The organism is Actinoplanes sp. NPDC023936 (assembly GCF_040639325.1).
Classification (GTDB): Bacteria; Actinomycetota; Actinomycetes; order Mycobacteriales; family Micromonosporaceae; genus Actinoplanes.
The window spans coordinates 132,544-148,306 of sequence record NZ_JBEZZR010000002.1 but is presented as its reverse complement, the minus strand read 5'-3'; the positions used below and the strand labels follow the sequence as shown (position 1 = coordinate 148,306).

Genomic DNA, 15,763 nt, shown 5'->3' with positions numbered 1-15,763 from the left:
GCCTCTATCGTGACTTCAATATCGGCGCGCGTGAAAGATATCGGCGCGCTTGAAAGATCTCGGCGCGTATGACAGATATCGGCACGTGTTGGAGGAGGAGACTCGGGTGAACGGCGGTCTCTACCGGAGCACGCACGCGACGCCGGATCGGGAGCCGCCGGCGGAGGAGGGCGTCACCGTGATCTCGGTGGACGCCCAGGTCCCCGGCGGAGATCAGGCGCTTCCGCCGGAGAAGGTGCCGCCCACCCAGAACAAGGGTGACGGCGGCACGGCCGGGCAGAGCGCGATCATGGCGATCGGCAGCCTGGTCAGCCGGATCATCGGCTTCGTCCGCAACGCGCTGATCGGCATGGCGCTCGGTGCGGGAGTCGGCGACGCGTACACCAGCGCGCAGTTCCTCCCCGGCCAGATCTACGAGCTGCTGCTCGGCGGCATCCTCTCCAGCGTGCTGATCCCGCTGCTGGTCCGCCGGCGCAAGGCGGACCCGGACGGCGGACAGGAGTTCACCCAGAAGCTGCTCACCTTCGCGATGACCTCGCTCGGCATCGCGACGGTTCTCGTGGTGATCGCCGCACCGGTGATCACGGCGATCCAGGCCAGCGACGGGAACAGCGACGCCTACAAGGAGCTGGTCACCAACTTCGCGTACCTGATCCTGCCGATCATCTTCTTCACCGGTCTCTCCGCGCTGATCGGCGCGGTGCTGAACGTGCGCGGCCACTTCGCCGCCCCGATGTGGGCGCCGATCCTCAACAACATCGTGGTGATCGCGACCTGCGGCGTGTTCCTCGCCGCGTTCAGCAGCGACGGCGAGCTCACCGCGGAGACGGTCACCCCGGCCCAGATCCTGCTGATCGGCGGCGGCACCCTGCTCGGCATGATCGTGCAGGCCGCCGGCCTGTTGCCGGCCCTGCGCAAGGTCGGATTCCGCTGGAAGTTCCGGTGGGACCCGCGCGCGCTCGGCCTGCGCGAGATCGGCAGCCTGGCCGGCTGGATGCTCTGCTACGTCGCGGCGAACCAGGTCGCCGTCTTCGTCGTGGTGCGCATCCTGAACGAGGTGGCCGGCAAGGGCAGCGCCAGCGTGCTGGCCTTCAACAACGTCTACCTGCTGACCATGATGGCGCACGGCATCATCGGCGTGTCGGTGATGACCGCGCTGCTGCCGAAGATGAGCGCCGCCGCGGCCGACGGCCGGTACGCCGAGGTCAGCGCCGACCTGACCCGCGGCATCAAGCTGGTCAGCGCGGCGCTCGCCCCGATCGCGGTGGTCTACGGCGTGCTCGGCGCACCGCTGTCGGTCTTCCTCTTCCAGGGCGGCAACTACAGCAACGACGCGGCGCTGGACACCGGCACCGTGCTGACCGTGGCGGGGTTCGCGGTGCTGCCGCTGTCGATCAGCTACCTCTGCACCTATGCCTTCTACTCCCTGCAGGGCAACAAGACCGTCGCGCTGATCAACCTGCCGGTGGTGGCGGTCCGGATCGGCGCGTACTTCGTGCTCGCCGCCGTGCTCAGCGAGTCGTTCTCGGCAGCCGGCATGACCGCAGCGAACGCCGTCTCCTACGTGATCTCCGCGGTGATCTCGCTGGCCGTGCTGCGGCGCCGGATCGGCCGGCTGAACCTCGGCTCGGTCGCGGTGTCACTGATCAAGGTGGCGGTCGCCGCCGCGGTCGCCGCCGGGCTGGGTGTGCTGGTGGTGAGCCTGCTGCCGGGATCCGGCGAGCCGGACGGCCGGGTCGAGGCCCTGGTGCAGCTGATCGCCGGCGGCGCGGTGATCCTCGTCGCCTACCTGGGCGCGGCACTGGCCCTGCGAGTTTCCGAGGTCAGCCAGGTCGTCGGGATGGTCCGCCGGAAACTCGGTCGTTGATCTCGAGGGCGGGTGTCCTGAACAGGAGTTTCTGGGACGCCCCCGCCCTGAATATCCCGGTTCGGGGGCGTAATTGGCGATGCCGCGCCGGGGGGACGACCTGCCCGCCCCTGGCCCTGTACGGGTATGGTCGGTGTCGGCATGTGCGCGGGAGCACGTCGGCCTGAGCACTCAGTCATGGAACACCGAGGCATGCACCACCGAGGGAGGACTGGTGACCCAGGTCGGCGAAGGCCACGAGACCGCGGCCGACGAGGCCGGACCGGTCTTGACCTTCGGTGCGCCCACCGCCGGTGAGATTCTGGCCGAGCGTTACCAGCTGGAGCAGCACGTCAACAACGACAGTGCGGGCCGGCAGGTCTGGCGCGGCATCGACGTGATCCTCCGGCGTCCGGTCGCCGTCGTCCTGCGACACCCCGGTGGCGCCTCCGCCACCGAGATGCTGCAGGCCGCGGTTGCCGCGAGCCGGGTGATCCACCCCAACCTGGTCGGCGTCTACGACGCGATCGACGAGCAGAGCCGGGCCTACGTGGTTCGCGAGTGGGTCGACGGCGAGTCGCTGCGTGACCTGGTCGCCGCCGAGGGCCCGCTGGACCCGGCTCGCGCCATCGCCATCGCCCACTCGGTGGCCGACGCGCTGACCGCTGTCCACGCCACCGGCATGGTGCACGGCAACGTGCACCCCGGCACCACTCTGATCGCCGACGACGGCCGGGTCGTGCTCGCCGACGCCCGGGCCGACTCGGCCGACAGCGTCGAGTCGGACATCCGCGCGGTGGGTGGCCTTCTCTACTTCGCGCTCACCGGCCACTGGCCGCACACCGAGGTCGGCCGCTCCGCCCTGCCCGATGCGAACCGCGACAGCTCCGGCAATCCGGCGGCGCCGCGGCAGGTCCGCGCGGGCGTCCCGGCGTACCTCGACGACCTGACCATGGACCTGCTGGACCGGCGGGTGACCGCGCCGGCCGCCGACGCGCTCACCGCCGAGCTGGGCCGCCTGGACGCCGCGTCCGAGGACGAGGAGTACGAGGACGTCGGCCCGCTGCGCTTCGTGCAGAGCTCGTCGTCGTCCGCCGAGCCGATCAAGAGCACGCCGAAGATCCTGCTCGGCGTCGGCGTCCTGGTCCTCATCGCGATCGTCGGCCTGGTCTTCGGCATTCGCGAGATCACCGGTTCGAGCGATGCGGACACCGGGGCCAACCCACAGGTCACCGCCGGCAACGGGCAGGGTGAGGCGCCGGCCGGCGACACGCCCACCGCGCCGGCCAATCCGGAGAAGATCGCCCTCACTCCCGACATGGTCCGGATCGTCGACGCCCCCGGTGGCGACCGCGACGACACCGGCGAGGCTCAGTACGTGGTGGACGGCGACCCGAACACCGCGTGGCAGCTCTCCCGCTACAACTCCGCTGACTTCGGCAAGCTGAAGGCCGGTATGGGCGTCCTGATCAATCTGGGCACGCCCCGGGCGCTCGCCGAGGTGCAGGTGTCCACGTCCGCGCCCGGCGTCACCATGGACATCCGGACCGGCACCAGCGACCCGGGCGACTCGTCGGACGGCGACAAGAAACTCCTCAAGGAGTTCAAGCCGCTGGGTGACGGCGAGGCCGAGAAGAGCACCGGTACCAACTCGCGCTACTCCGGCTTCGAGCCCGACCAGAAATACCAGTACGTGCTGGTCTTCCTCTCCAAGCTCCCGCAGAACGAGGACGGCCCCGGCTACAAGGTCAGCGTCAACGAGATCGAGTTGTACGGGTACTGACAGCCCCTCCCGGGTGCCGCGGTGGACTACATTGCTGGCGTGACTTCCCGGGACGTTTCAGCCGATGTGCCCGGTGCGGGGGAAACCGCGCCGGGCGACGCCGAGCTGATCCGTGCGCACGTCGCGGGTGATCCGGACGCTTTCGCCGAGCTGGTCCGCCGGCACCGGGACCGGCTCTGGGCGGTGGCGGTGCGGACCGTCGGCGACCGTGAGGAGGCCGCCGACGCGCTGCAGGACGCTCTGCTGAACGCGCATCGCAACGCGGCCCGGTTCCGCGGCGACTCGGCCGTGACGACGTGGCTGCACCGGATCGTGGTGAACGCGTGCCTGGACCGTCTGCGGCGGCGTCAGGCCCACCCGACGGTTCCGCTGCCCGACGGCAGCCGGGGCGACGACCGTCCGTCCGCACCCGAACCCGCCGCGCCCGCCGCCGACCACGACACCGCGCTCGTGGTCCGAGAGGCTCTGGCCGCCCTGCCGGCCGAGCAGCGGGCCGCGATCGTGCTGGTCGACGTGCAGGGCTACCCGGTGTCCGAGGCGGCCGTGATCCTCGGTGTGGCGGAGGGCACGATCAAGAGCCGGTGCGCTCGGGGCCGCGCCAGAATGGCTGTCGCCCTGGGGTTCCTGCGGGGCGAGGGGAACCGGGCGGCCGGCGGGCACGTCCCATCCGGGTCCGGGTCGGTCACTCCCCTGCCGGCCGGACACGATCGGAGGGATCAGCGGTGACGGGCGCCGGGTTCGACGGGGTCGACCTCGATCTGCTGGCCGACTACATCGGTGGCGCTCTGATCGGCACGCCCGACGACGAGCGGATCGGCGCCCTGGTCGCCGAGGACCCGGTGTGGCGGGAGGCGTACCAGCGTCTCGCCCCGGGGATGGCGACGGTCGGCGCGACGCTGCGGGACCTGCCCGTGGAACCGATGCCGGGTGATCTCGCCGCTCGGCTGGACTCGTTGTTCGTCCCGGCGCCGGTGGCTGTCCCGGATTCCTCGGTGACGGATTCCGATGCGGTCGGGGAGAGCTCGAATTCCGTACCCGCAAAGGTTGTGGATCTTGCTGAGGCGCAGCGGGAGCGCGCCGCCGGAGCCCGGCCACGACGGCGGGTGCGGTGGGTCGCGCCCATCTCGGTGGCCGCCGGCGTGGTGATCGTCGCCGGATTCGGGCTGAGTCAGCTGGCCGGCGACGACGCGACGGACTCCGGGGCGTCGGAGAGCACGGCCGGCGGCGCGGTGCCGATGATCGCGATGGCACCTGAAATCATGCAGAGCGGCTTCGACTACGACGCGACGACGCTGAGCAGCCCGCCGGCGACGATCGGCGGGAGCCGGACGGCGCAGTCCGCCGAGGCCAGTGCACACAATGACGGGCTGAGCGCTCCGGACAGCGGACTGAGCCGGCTGCTCGATCCCGGTCTGCTCGCCGATTGCCTGGAGGCGATCACCCGGGAGAACGCGGGTGGCGAACTCAGCGTGAGCTCGGTCGACTACGCCAGCTACACCGGTGTGCCGGCCCTCATCGTGCGGTTCACGGCGGTCAACGGCGGGTGGGCCTGGGCGGTCGGCGCGGACTGCGGAACACCCGGTGGTGACGCGGACGCGCTGCAGAAAGTGCCGGTACGCTGATCCGAATCCCCGGTGAGGTCCGACACGGGCCGGGCCCGGGGAATGGCGGATGCCTAGCATGACGTTCTAGCGTGCAGTGTCGCCGCCCGTTCTGTGCGGCGAAAAACAGACTGAGGAGTCGGCAGTGGACGAGGTCCGCAATCTGATCATCATCGGTTCGGGGCCGTCCGGCTACACCGCGGCGCTCTATGCGGCCCGCGCGAACCTCAAACCGCTGGTGATCGAGGGCGTCCAGTCCGGCGGCGCTCTGATGACCACCACCGAGGTGGAGAACTTCCCGGGTCACCGCGACGGCATCATGGGCCCCGAGCTCATGGACAACATGCGCGCGCAGGCCGAGAAGTTCGGCGCCGAGTTCATCACCGACGACGTCACCCGCGTCGAGCTGGGCGACCGTCCGACCGAGCCCGGCACCGAGGGCCTCAAGACCGTCTGGGTCGGCGAGAAGGAGTTCTTCGCTCGCGCCGTGATCCTGGCGACCGGTTCCGCGTGGCGTCCGATCGGTGTCCCCGGTGAGCAGGAGCTGCTCGGCCGCGGCGTCTCGTCGTGTGCCACCTGTGACGGGTTCTTCTTCCGCAACCAGCACATCGTGGTGGTCGGCGGCGGCGACTCCGCGATGGAGGAGGCAACCTTCCTCACCCGCTTCGCCGAGACCGTGACCATCGTGCACCGGCGTGACACGTTCCGGGCCAGCAAGGTCATGCAGAAGCGTGCCTTCGACAACGAGAAGATCAAGGTCGAGTGGAACTCGGTGGTCGAGGAGATCCTCGGCGCCGACGGCAAGGTCAGCGGCGCGCGGATCCGCAACGTGCAGACCGGTGAGACGAAGGTTCTCGACGTCACCGGCGTCTTCGTGGCGATCGGCCACGACCCGCGCAGCGAGCTCTTCAAGGGTCAGATCGAGCTGGACGACGAGGGCTACGTGAAGGTCCAGTCGCCCAGCACCCGGACCAACGTCGCCGGCGTGTTCGCCGCCGGCGATCTGGTCGACCACACGTACCGGCAGGCCATCACCGCTTCCGGCACCGGCTGTGCCGCGGCGCTGGACGCCGAGCGCTTCATCGCTTCATTCGTAGAGCTGTAAGACCGGGAGGGTCCCTGTGAAGGTCGTCACCGAACAGACATTCGCCGCCGACGTGCTGCAGTCCGACAAGCCGGTGCTTGTCGATTTCTGGGCCGAGTGGTGCGTGCCGTGCAAGAAGGTCGACCCGCTGCTCGCCGAGATCGCCGATTCGGAGCTGGGCTCGCAGGTGGAGATCGTCAAGGTCAACATCGACGAGAACCCGCAGATCGCCATGCAGTACCAGGTCATGTCGGTGCCGACGCTGACCATCTTCAAGGGTGGCGAGCGAGTCAACTCGGTGGCCGGCGCGAAGCCGAAGAGCTTCCTGGTCAACTTCATCGAGTCGGCTCTCTGACGTTTCGCCTCTGCGCCCCGCGTCCGTTCTCGGACGCGGGGCGTACGCTTCTTCCGGTCGTTCTTCCCCCCGCCCCCTAGGGAGTTCTGAGTGCGGTCCATCCGACGCGGTGACACCGGCCCGGCCGTTTCCGAGATCAGGTCGATCCTGGTCGGTCTGGAGTTGCTCGAGGACGCCGAACCGGACGTCTTCGACGAGGCGCTGGAGGACGCGGTCCGCGCGTTCCAGCAGGGCCGTGGGCTCGGCGTCGACGGCATGGTCGGCGACGAGACGTGGGGCGCCCTCGACGCGGCCCGCTGGCGGCTCGGCTCCCGGACGCTCTTCCACTCCGTGCCCGACGCGCTCGTCGGCGAGGACGTGCGGGCGCTCCAGGAGCGTCTGCTGGAGATGGGTTACGACACCGGGCGCGCCGACGCGATCTACGGCGCCCGGACCGCCCGCGCGGTGGCGCAGTTCCAGCGCGAGGTCGGCCTCTCCCCGGACGGCTCCTGCGGCCCGCAGACCATGAAGGCGTTGCAGCGGCTCGGCCGCAAGGTCGTCGGCGGCCGCCCGCAGTGGCTGCGCGAGGCCGAGGCGTTCCGCCAGTCCGGTCCGAACCTGGTCGGCAAGACCATCGTGATCGACCCGGGCCACGGCGGTGGCGACGACACCGGCGTGCTGGTGCCCGACGGCCCGCTGCGCTGGAACGAGGCGGACCTCGTCTTCGACCTGGCGTCCCGTCTGGAGGGCCGGCTCGCCGCGGCCGGCATGCGCGTGCACCTGACCCGCGGCCCGTCGCCGGCCGCGCCGATGAGCGGCTCCGAGCGGGCCGCGCTCGCCAACAGCCTCGGCGCCGACCTGCTGATCTCGCTGCACCTCGACGGGCACTCGTCGGCGTCCGCCGAGGGCGTGGCGACCTACCACTACGGCACCGGCAACGGGCTGAGCTCCACGGTCGGCGAGCGGCTGGCCAACCTGGTGCAGCGCGAGATCGTGGTGCGCACCGGGATGCACGACTGCCGCACCCACGCGAAGACCTGGGACCTGCTGCGCCTCACCCGGATGCCCACGGTGCGGGTGGACCTCGGTTACCTGACCTCCCCGCGCGACCGGGAGCGCCTGATCGACCCGATGTTCCGGGAGCAGATCGTCGAGGCGCTGCTCGCCGCCGTGCAGCGGATGTACTTCCCGGTCGAGCGGGACGTGCCGACCGGCTCGATCGACGTCCGCCAGCTGCGGCTCGCGCTCGCCGACCGGGGGTAGGCCGTGGGCGGGTCCCGGACTATTCTTGAACGACCGTTCCAGATAGCGTAGGCTGCTCGTCATGGCCAGGGTCCGCGAGTTCGACACCGACGCGGCCGTGGCGCGGGCCATGGAGCTTTTCTGGACGCGCGGCTACGAGGCCACCTCCGTGCGGGACCTGACCGAGCATCTGGGTGTCGGCCAGGGCTCCCTGTATGCGGCCTTCGGCAGCAAAGAGGGTCTCTATCAGGCCTCGCTCGCGCACTACCGCGACACCCTTGCCGCCGCCGCGCTCGCGGACCTGCGGGCGGGCGGCGATGTGCGGGCCGCGATCCGGACGATGCTCGTGGAGCGGATCCGGATCGCGGTCATGCACGGCGGGCGGGGATGCCTGTTCGTCAACGCCGCCGCTGAACGCCTGCCGCAGGACGGCCCGACCCAGCGCGCGATCCGTGACGCGCTCGACGTCAGTCAGGATGCCCTGGCCGACGTGCTGCGGGCCGCAGCGGCCAAGGGCGAGATCGCCGACCGGCACGATCCCCGGACCCTCGCGGCGTTCCTGGTCACGTTCCTCAACGGACTGCTGCTGTCGGCGAAGGTCACACCCGACGCCAAGGCCCTGACTCCCCTCGTGGAGGTCGCCCTGGGCGCCCTCGATTGACTTCTTGCTGCCCTAATTCTGTAACGCTCGATCAAGATAGGTGGACGTCATGCTCGGAGAAGACCGCTGGAACCTGATCAGCGAGCCCACGGCCCTCACCGCCCGCGAGTTCACCGACGTCACAGCGCCGCTGTTGCAGGGCACCATTGACGCTCTGAGCGACGTTGACCGGGACGTGCTGGCCGACCAGATGCGCGCCACGCTCGCGGTGGGCACGCGGGAGAGCACGATGCCGTTGCGGGCCGGCGTCTCCCGGGCCAACGAGGAGCTGCTCACCCAGGCCGAGATCATCGGGCAGAAGATCGCCGGCTGGGCGGTTCAGACCCTCGACCTGCTGCTCGCCGGCCGGACCCGCTTCCCCGCCGGAGCTTTGACGGTCCGCAGCCACTGCTACGGCGAGCTGCTCACCCGGCCGGCCGCCGACCTGCTGCTCGGCCGACGCGGCGGGCCGGTCGCCATCCAGAACTTCAACGAGTGGATCCACCAGACCGTGCTTCTGCGCGATGCCCTGCTCCCCTTCGCCAACTGGCAGCAGGTGCCTCTCCACGTGACGCCGCTGGGTCTGCGGCACATCGAGCCCGCACGGGAGCGGTTCTTCGCCGAGGCCATGTTCCGCAAGATCCGGCACTCGACCGTCGTCGGCTACGCCCGGCAGGTCGTCACCGGCGAGAGCGGCGCCGAAGGCTACGGTTTCGATCACCGCCGGGCGACAGTTCTGCCGGTGGTCGCCACCGGGCCGGTGCACACCGCACCGCGCTACCTGCTCACCTGGCAGCAGGCCCCGGACGCCCTGGAGACTGCCACCTACGTCAGCGAGTTCGAGGACTATTACGCGGCGCCGCGTACGGCCCTGACCGACCTCATCCCCACGTCCCCGTCGACGGATCCGGCTCGCATCGTGAGCGGCCCGGTCCGCGACGGCGTCAAGCCGGCACGGATCAAGACATCCGAGTGGTCGGTCGATCTCGGTCAGGCTCTGCGTGGTCACCGGTACGCCCGGACGAGCGCGACCGTGGCCGGTCAACCATCGGTGAGCGCCGCAGCCGTGTTGGCCGGCCAGGGCCTGATTCACGGACGTGGCGCTGTCGGCACCACTCAGCTGGACGACCTTTCGACCCTGGCGGTGCTGGGCCGCGTGTATCCGGAGAACGTGACACTGCACCCGAACGCCGTGTCGATCGACAACGGCGGCCGCTAGGTCTCAGTTCTCCAGGCTGCTGGTGGCCGGCATCGGCCGCAGCAGCTTCTCCGGGCTCATCGAGCCGAGGAGTTTCTCCAGCGCGTACTCCACGTCGGACTTCCAGGACAGGGCCGTCCGCAGTTCCAGCCGCAGACGCGGGTACCGGAAATGCGGGCGGACCGTCTTGAAGCCCACCGACAGGAAGTAGTCGACGGGCGCGACGCAGGTGCCCTCGCGGTCCTCGTCGGCCTCACCGGCTTTCGCGTCGCCGAACGCTTCGATCGCCTTGATCCCACGTTTCGTCAGGTCGCGGGCGACACCCTGCACCAGCATCCGGCCCAGCCCGCCGCCGGCGAACGCGGGCACCACCTTGGCGGTGGTGAGCAGAGCGGCATCGGCACTCACCGGGGACGTGGGGAACGCCATCGAGCGGGGCACGTAGGCGGGCGGCGCGTACATCACGAAGCCGGCCGGCATGCCGTCCACGTATGCCAGCTTGCCGCAGGAGCCCCACTCGAGCAGGGTCTGCGAGACCCAGGCTTCCTTTTCCAGACCGGGGTCGCCGGTGGCACGGGCTCGCTCGGCGGAGACCGGATCGAGCTCCCAGTAAACGCATTGCCGACAGGGCCGGGGCAGGTCCTCGAGGGTGTCGAGAGTGAGGTTGACCAGGCGCCGCGACATTCGCGAACCCCCCTGTGCAGAGGCGGGACAAATCGGAAACGCCAGCCCGCGCCCCCGGCGAATCCTACGCCGGAATCACCATGAACGGGACCAGGTCGGGCAACGGCGGAATGGGACGGCAGAGTCGCCGGTGCTTTCCCCGTTTAGTATCGATGACGTCTCGACCACCGATTCAACGAGGTGAGAGCAGCATGACCGGCACAACTCAGGACGATTACACCGATCGGTACGCGCGACGGGTCCGCGGGATGACCACATCCGAGATCCGCGCACTGTTCGCCGTCACCAGCCGCCCGGAGGTGGTGTCGCTGGCCGGTGGATCGCCGTACATCGCGGCCCTCCCGCTGGACGCCGTCGGCGAGATGCTCAACCGTCTCGGCGCCGAGCAGGGCGCCACCAGCCTTCAGTACGGCATCGGTCAGGGCACCATCGAGCTGCGGGAGCGCATCTGCGAGGTGATGAGCCTGTCCGGCATCACCGGCGCGTCCCCCGACGACGTGGTGGTCACCGTCGGCGGCCAGCAGGCCCTCGACCTCCTGGCCCGTCTCTTCCTCGACCCGGGCGACGTGGTGCTCGCCGAGGGGCCGACCTACGTCGGCGCACTCGGCGTCTTCCAGGCCGCCCAGGCACAGGTGCAGCACGTGGCAATGGATGCCGAGGGCCTGATTCCGGCAGCTCTCGAGGAAGCCATCGAGGCGACAGCCAGAGCAGGGCGCCGGGCCAAGTTCCTCTACACCATCCCGACCTTCCAGAACCCGGCCGGCGTGACCCTCTCCGAGGAGCGGCGCGAGCAGGTGCTCGACATCTGCGAGCGGGCCGGTCTGCTGGTGATCGAGGACGATCCGTACGGGCTGCTCTCGTTCGAGACCGAGGCGCCGCGTCCGTTGCGCGCCCGCCGCCGCGACGGCGTCTTCTACGTCAGCACGTTCTCCAAGACGTTCGCGCCCGGCCTGCGGGTCGGCTGGATCCTCGCGCCGCACGCCGTCCGGGAGAAACTCGTCATGATGAGCGAGGCCAACGTGCTGTGCCCCAGCGCGTTCGCGCAGGGCGCCGTCACGCAGTACCTGACGGCCATGCCGTGGCAAGAGCAGATCAAGGTGTACCGCGAGATCTACCGCGAACGCCGGGACACCCTCCTCGACGCCCTCGACGACCTGATGCCGGAAGGCACCACGTGGACCCGCCCGACTGGCGGCCTCTTCGTCTGGGCCACCCTCCCCGACGGCCTCGACTCGAAAGCGATGATGCCGCGGGCCATCGCCGCCCGCGTCGCCTACGTGCCGGGAACGGGGTTCTACGCCGACGGGACGGGCCGGGGCAACATGCGGCTCAACTTCTCGTTCTCGTCGCCGGAGCGGCTTCGCGAGGGCGTGCGGCGCCTGTCCGGGGTGATGGAGAAGGAGCTGGAGATGCGTGCCGTCTTCGGCGGTTCCGCGGCGCTGGGGTCCCAGCGCCGTCGTGGTCCGGCCACTGCCGACACCCCCGGCCGCGAGTTGGCATGATCACTGCCATGGGTACGCGTGACGAGTTACGGATTCTGGTGCTGGCCGGTGGGCTCTCCTACGAACGGGACGTGTCCCTGCGATCCGGTCGCCGGGTCCTGGACGCGCTCCGCTCCGTCGGCCTGACCGCCGACCTGCACGACGCCGACGTCTCCCTGCTGCCGGCGTTGCAGGCCGACCCGCCGGACGCCGCGTTCATCGCGCTGCACGGCGCCACCGGTGAGGACGGTTCGCTGCGGGGCGTCCTCGACCTCTGTGGGATTCCCTACGTCGGCGCCGATGCCCGGACCGCCCGGCTCGCCTGGGACAAGCCGTCCGCCAAGTCGATGCTGCGGGAAGCCGGCATCCCCACCCCCGACTGGGTGGCTCTGCCCCACGACCGGTTCTCCGAGCTCGGTGCCGTCGCGGTCCTCGACCGCATCGTCGACCAGCTCGGCCTGCCGCTCATGGTGAAACCGGCGCAGGGCGGCTCCGGTCTGGGCGCCGCGGTGGTGCGCGACGCCGCCGACCTGCCGGCGGCGATGGTGGGCTGCTTCGCGTACGACTCGACGGCGCTCGTCGAGCAGTACGTGACGGGCACCAACGTGGCGGTGTCCATCGTCGACCGAGGCGCCGGCCCGGAATCGCTGCCGATCGTCGAGATCGTCCCGCGCGACGGGGTGTACGACTACGCCGCCCGGTACACGGCCGGCTTGACGACGTGGCACGTGCCGGCTCGGCTGTCGCCCGCGGTGGCCGATCGGATCTCCGAGGTGGCGCTGGCGGCGTACAAGGCCCTGGGCCTGCGTGACCTGTCCCGCATCGACGTGATCGTCGGCGCGGACGGGGAGCCGATGGTTCTGGGGTGCAACGTGTCGCCGGGGATGACGGAGACGTCGTTGCTGCCGCTGGCGGTGCAGGCCGCTGGGGTGGATCTCGGGGAGCTGTTGAGTTCGTTGGTGGAGCAGGCGGTTTCGCGCTCTTCCTGAAGTGGGGTTGTGTGGGGCCCAGCGTCGCGGTCGGCGCTGGGCCTCCGCCGTTTCCGGGCCATGGTGCTTGTTCCCCGGCTTCCGCCGTTCCCAGCCCGCTGCCGCGTTCATCGTCCTTTGCCGTCCTCAGGCTGGCCCTGGCCCCAGCCTTCCCCGTTCAGGACGATCGACTGTTGGTGGAGGCCTCGGCATCGGAGGGGTCGGCCGACGGAGTGTCCGAAGGCTGCCTCGGAGCGGGAGCCGACCGTGGTGTGTTCCGAGCGGCCTCGGTCGCCCGTACATCTGCCGTCGCCCGTACATCTGCCTCAGCCGCCGCCGAAGCGGCCTGGACGTCCCCCAGGGTTTGAGGCCTCGGGCTGTCGTCGGCTAGGCGGTCGGGTGCCCCATCCCTTTCCCCGTCCTTCATCGCGCTGGTCCCCGCGCCCGTTGCCGCGTCCGTTGCCGCTCCGGCCGCCACACCCGTCGCGCCGGTTGCCGTTGCCGCACTTGTCGCTGTGTCGGCCGCCGCGCCCGTCGTTGTTTCTGCCGCCGCGCCCGCTGCCGCTCCTGCGGCCGCGCCCGCCGTCGCGTCCTCCGTCGCGTCCGTGGCGGTGTCCGGGACCGCAGCTTCGTGTGTGGACGTGAAGGTGGGGACCGTCAAAATGGAGGGCGACTCCCACTCGATGTGGGCCGGCTCGGCGTTCGCCTTGCCGCCGAAGTCGGCGAGCCAGGCCGCGACGAGAGCAAGATTCTCCCGCCACTGCGCCTCGGGGATGACCGGCAGGATGTCGTCCCAGAGCGACAGGAACGTGCCGCGAAGTTGCAGCCGCCCATAGGGCCTTGCGAGGAACCATATGTGCAGATGCGCGGAACCGTCACCCCATCGGTTGACGTGCACCCGCGCGACGCCGTCGAGCGAGCGGATCGCACGCTCCAGCCGAACCGTCATGACGCCGAGCTCGGCTGCGAGCAGGTTCGGCAGATCACCGAGATCAAGGTGCGACCGGCACTCCAGGATCAGGACCATCGGCAGGCCCGTCGGACGGTCCATCGCCCGGACCCGCCAACGTTCACTGACCCAGATGTACGCGTCATCGTGCGTGCTGCACGACACACACTCGGATGCGTCCTCGCCGCTGCGCGGGGGTTCAACATCCACAGGCGGCGCAAGCTTCTTGACCCGCATGTCCCCCTCGAAGGGGAACGACGGCCAACGTGTGAAGTCTGGCAGGGGGGCGGTGTTCTCGGACACGACGTGACCTTAGCCCAGCTCAGGAGGGGCTGTCCTGGGTCAATTTCGCACTACGGAGGGACCCCTTTACACCCACCCGAGCAGGGTTGGCACTTTGACGGCCATGACGCCAGCGCTCTACACACATCCATCCCAAAGTTATCCACAGAAGTTATCCACAGGCAGCCGCGTTTCACGTGAAACGCGACGTAGAACGCCTGTGGCCCCTGTGGATAGAGCGGTGGATGAAGGCCGGGACATCGGCAGCGTTTCACGTGAAACGGAGCACGCGGCTTCCTCAACATGCGCCACACACAGGTTGTGGATAGTGGTGTTGGCGTATGTAGGCAGAGGGAAAACCGTCTCTGCGAGGGTTCGCTACGGAGGGTGGTAGCCGAGCGGGTCTCAGATCGCCGGGGAAGCCTCCGGGGGTGGCGATGATCCACCGTTTGGCGGACGCCCTCAGGTGGGAGACGTGTTTCACGTGAAACCGGCGCGGGTAGATCCTTGGCCACTCGTAGCCGTTGCAGGTCAACGAAGGCGGCTCTTGGTACCGGCCGGTGGGCACCTCGGGTATCCCTCCTAGCGGCAACCGCAGGCCTCCTCTCCTTGCGGCAACCGCAGGCCGCCTCTCCTAGCGGCACCTGGGTGGTAGGGAAGGAAGCTCGCCACGGCATGGTGTGAGCGCAGATGAAAATTGCCTCCGAGTCGCCGCCTGATCGGTGGCTACGTGTTTCACGTGAAACCGATCCGCCAGTGCCGTCGGCATCCGTTCGGCAGACCGATTGCACCCAAGCGCGCGGCCATATCCGCTCGTATTGGCGAGTCGCAGCCAGCTCGCGGTGGCAAGAGGTTGCGCACCGCTGCATAGGCTCTCCAACCGAGTTCGGACCGACAGTGGGCACTGCCGTAGAACCGGTGAGCCCCAGTCGCCGATCACACGGCCAACACCGCCATGCGAGTAGGCCACGGCATCAGCCTTGCGTCGCCGTTTCACGTGAAACCGGTGGCGCATTCCTAATAGCCGCCGCCCGGACACAGCGCTCTTGGTTGGGCCTCGGATATCGCCACCGTTACCTTGCCAGCCCCCTCCCCAGCGGACTACGCACACGGCCCGGCTCCTACACGACAATCCTGACCGACAATCCTCGCGCTTTCTGACCTCTGCGCCATCATGCCCGCCTCAGCCCAAACGTAGATTCGAACCCACCGCCCGAGGCTCCCCCTGTGCGGCACTTCGCCATCGACGCATGCCCGGAAGGTCAACCAGCGCCCGAGGCCTATGCCTCACCTCCGACCGCCCGAGTATCCGGAAGTGCCAGCGTCAGCAGCAGCAACAGCGGCACGGCGGCGGCGGCAGCAGCAGCAGCAGCAGCGCAACAGCACCCGTCAAACTCCTCAGAGGAATCCCGGTCGGTTTCACGTGAAACCGCGCGAATGGCCGGCGGCTCCCAAAGGCCACCGAACCTTCGAACCCCGCTCACTACGAGGGCACAGCTACCCGCCCGCCGCGCCGCCGCCACTGCTAACCGCCCACCGCGCCGCCCGCCACTACCGACTGCCCACCGCGCCGCACCCCCGTCGCCGCCATTACCTACCGCCCACCGCACAGCACCCCGCCGCCGAACGCCGAAACTTGCAACGTCGGCCACCGGTCACTCGCCCAAACCA

13 protein-coding genes are annotated in these 15,763 nt (G+C 69.6%); 11 read left to right on the top strand and 2 right to left on the bottom strand.

Going from position 1 to position 15,763, the window contains the following annotated elements; translation table 11 throughout:
- The first annotated feature begins 106 nt into the window (after positions 1 to 106).
- The 9 genes from murJ to AB0F72_RS02940 all read left to right on the top strand — a co-directional run bounded on the left by murJ (position 107) and on the right by AB0F72_RS02940 (position 9,749).
- On the top strand, positions 107 to 1,867 hold the full coding sequence (gene murJ, locus AB0F72_RS02980; protein ID WP_360424166.1) for a murein biosynthesis integral membrane protein MurJ: 1,761 nt from the start codon (positions 107 to 109) through the stop codon (positions 1,865 to 1,867).
- Positions 1,868 to 2,081: 214 nt separating this feature from the next.
- Positions 2,082 to 3,629 (top strand): protein kinase family protein, encoded by a 1,548-nt coding sequence (locus tag AB0F72_RS02975; RefSeq protein ID WP_360424164.1) that lies wholly within the window; start codon positions 2,082 to 2,084, stop codon positions 3,627 to 3,629.
- A 66-nt stretch (positions 3,630 to 3,695) separates the two neighbouring features.
- Positions 3,696 to 4,355: an RNA polymerase sigma factor SigM gene (sigM, locus tag AB0F72_RS02970; RefSeq protein WP_360425042.1), complete on the top strand. Its 660-nt coding sequence runs from the start codon at positions 3,696 to 3,698 to the stop codon at positions 4,353 to 4,355.
- Entirely contained in the window at positions 4,352 to 5,251 is a 900-nt protein-coding gene (locus tag AB0F72_RS02965; RefSeq protein WP_360424161.1) for a hypothetical protein, read from the top strand. The genes sigM and AB0F72_RS02965 overlap by 4 nt, the downstream gene beginning before the upstream one ends.
- Positions 5,252 to 5,375: 124 nt before the next feature.
- A complete protein-coding gene (trxB, locus tag AB0F72_RS02960; protein WP_360424158.1) occupies positions 5,376 to 6,335 on the top strand; it encodes a thioredoxin-disulfide reductase in 960 nt (319 codons plus the stop codon).
- Positions 6,336 to 6,351: 16 nt separating this feature from the next.
- Positions 6,352 to 6,669 carry a thioredoxin gene (gene trxA, locus AB0F72_RS02955; protein WP_014448213.1) on the top strand — a complete coding sequence of 106 codons (318 nt, stop codon included), beginning with the start codon at positions 6,352 to 6,354 and terminating at the stop codon, positions 6,667 to 6,669.
- Between the two features lie 90 nt (positions 6,670 to 6,759).
- On the top strand, positions 6,760 to 7,911 hold the full coding sequence (locus AB0F72_RS02950; RefSeq protein ID WP_360424154.1) for an N-acetylmuramoyl-L-alanine amidase: 1,152 nt from the start codon (positions 6,760 to 6,762) through the stop codon (positions 7,909 to 7,911).
- Positions 7,912 to 7,972: 61 nt separating this feature from the next.
- Positions 7,973 to 8,551, top strand: a complete 579-nt coding sequence (locus AB0F72_RS02945) for a TetR family transcriptional regulator (protein ID WP_360424151.1) — start codon at positions 7,973 to 7,975, stop codon at positions 8,549 to 8,551.
- A gap of 49 nt (positions 8,552 to 8,600) precedes the next feature.
- Entirely contained in the window at positions 8,601 to 9,749 is a 1,149-nt protein-coding gene (locus tag AB0F72_RS02940) for a hypothetical protein (RefSeq protein ID WP_360424148.1), read from the top strand.
- 3 nt (positions 9,750 to 9,752) lie between these two features.
- Here AB0F72_RS02940 and AB0F72_RS02935 read toward each other — a convergent pair whose 3' ends face one another.
- A complete protein-coding gene (locus tag AB0F72_RS02935) occupies positions 9,753 to 10,412 on the bottom strand; it encodes a GNAT family N-acetyltransferase (protein ID WP_360424145.1) in 660 nt (219 codons plus the stop codon).
- 191 nt (positions 10,413 to 10,603) lie between these two features.
- Between AB0F72_RS02935 and AB0F72_RS02930 the strand changes: the two genes are divergently transcribed.
- Entirely contained in the window at positions 10,604 to 11,914 is a 1,311-nt protein-coding gene (locus AB0F72_RS02930) for a PLP-dependent aminotransferase family protein (RefSeq protein ID WP_360424142.1), read from the top strand.
- Positions 11,911 to 12,882, top strand: coding sequence for a D-alanine--D-alanine ligase (locus AB0F72_RS02925; RefSeq protein ID WP_360424139.1), 972 nt, complete (start codon positions 11,911 to 11,913; stop codon positions 12,880 to 12,882). Before AB0F72_RS02930 ends, AB0F72_RS02925 begins: the two co-directional genes overlap by 4 nt.
- A gap of 157 nt (positions 12,883 to 13,039) precedes the next feature.
- Here the strand turns inward: AB0F72_RS02925 and AB0F72_RS02920 are convergent, their stop codons facing one another.
- Complete coding sequence (locus AB0F72_RS02920) at positions 13,040 to 14,092, bottom strand: hypothetical protein (RefSeq protein WP_360425038.1); 1,053 nt, start codon at positions 14,090 to 14,092, stop codon at positions 13,040 to 13,042.
- Positions 14,093 to 15,763: the final 1,671 nt, after the last annotated feature.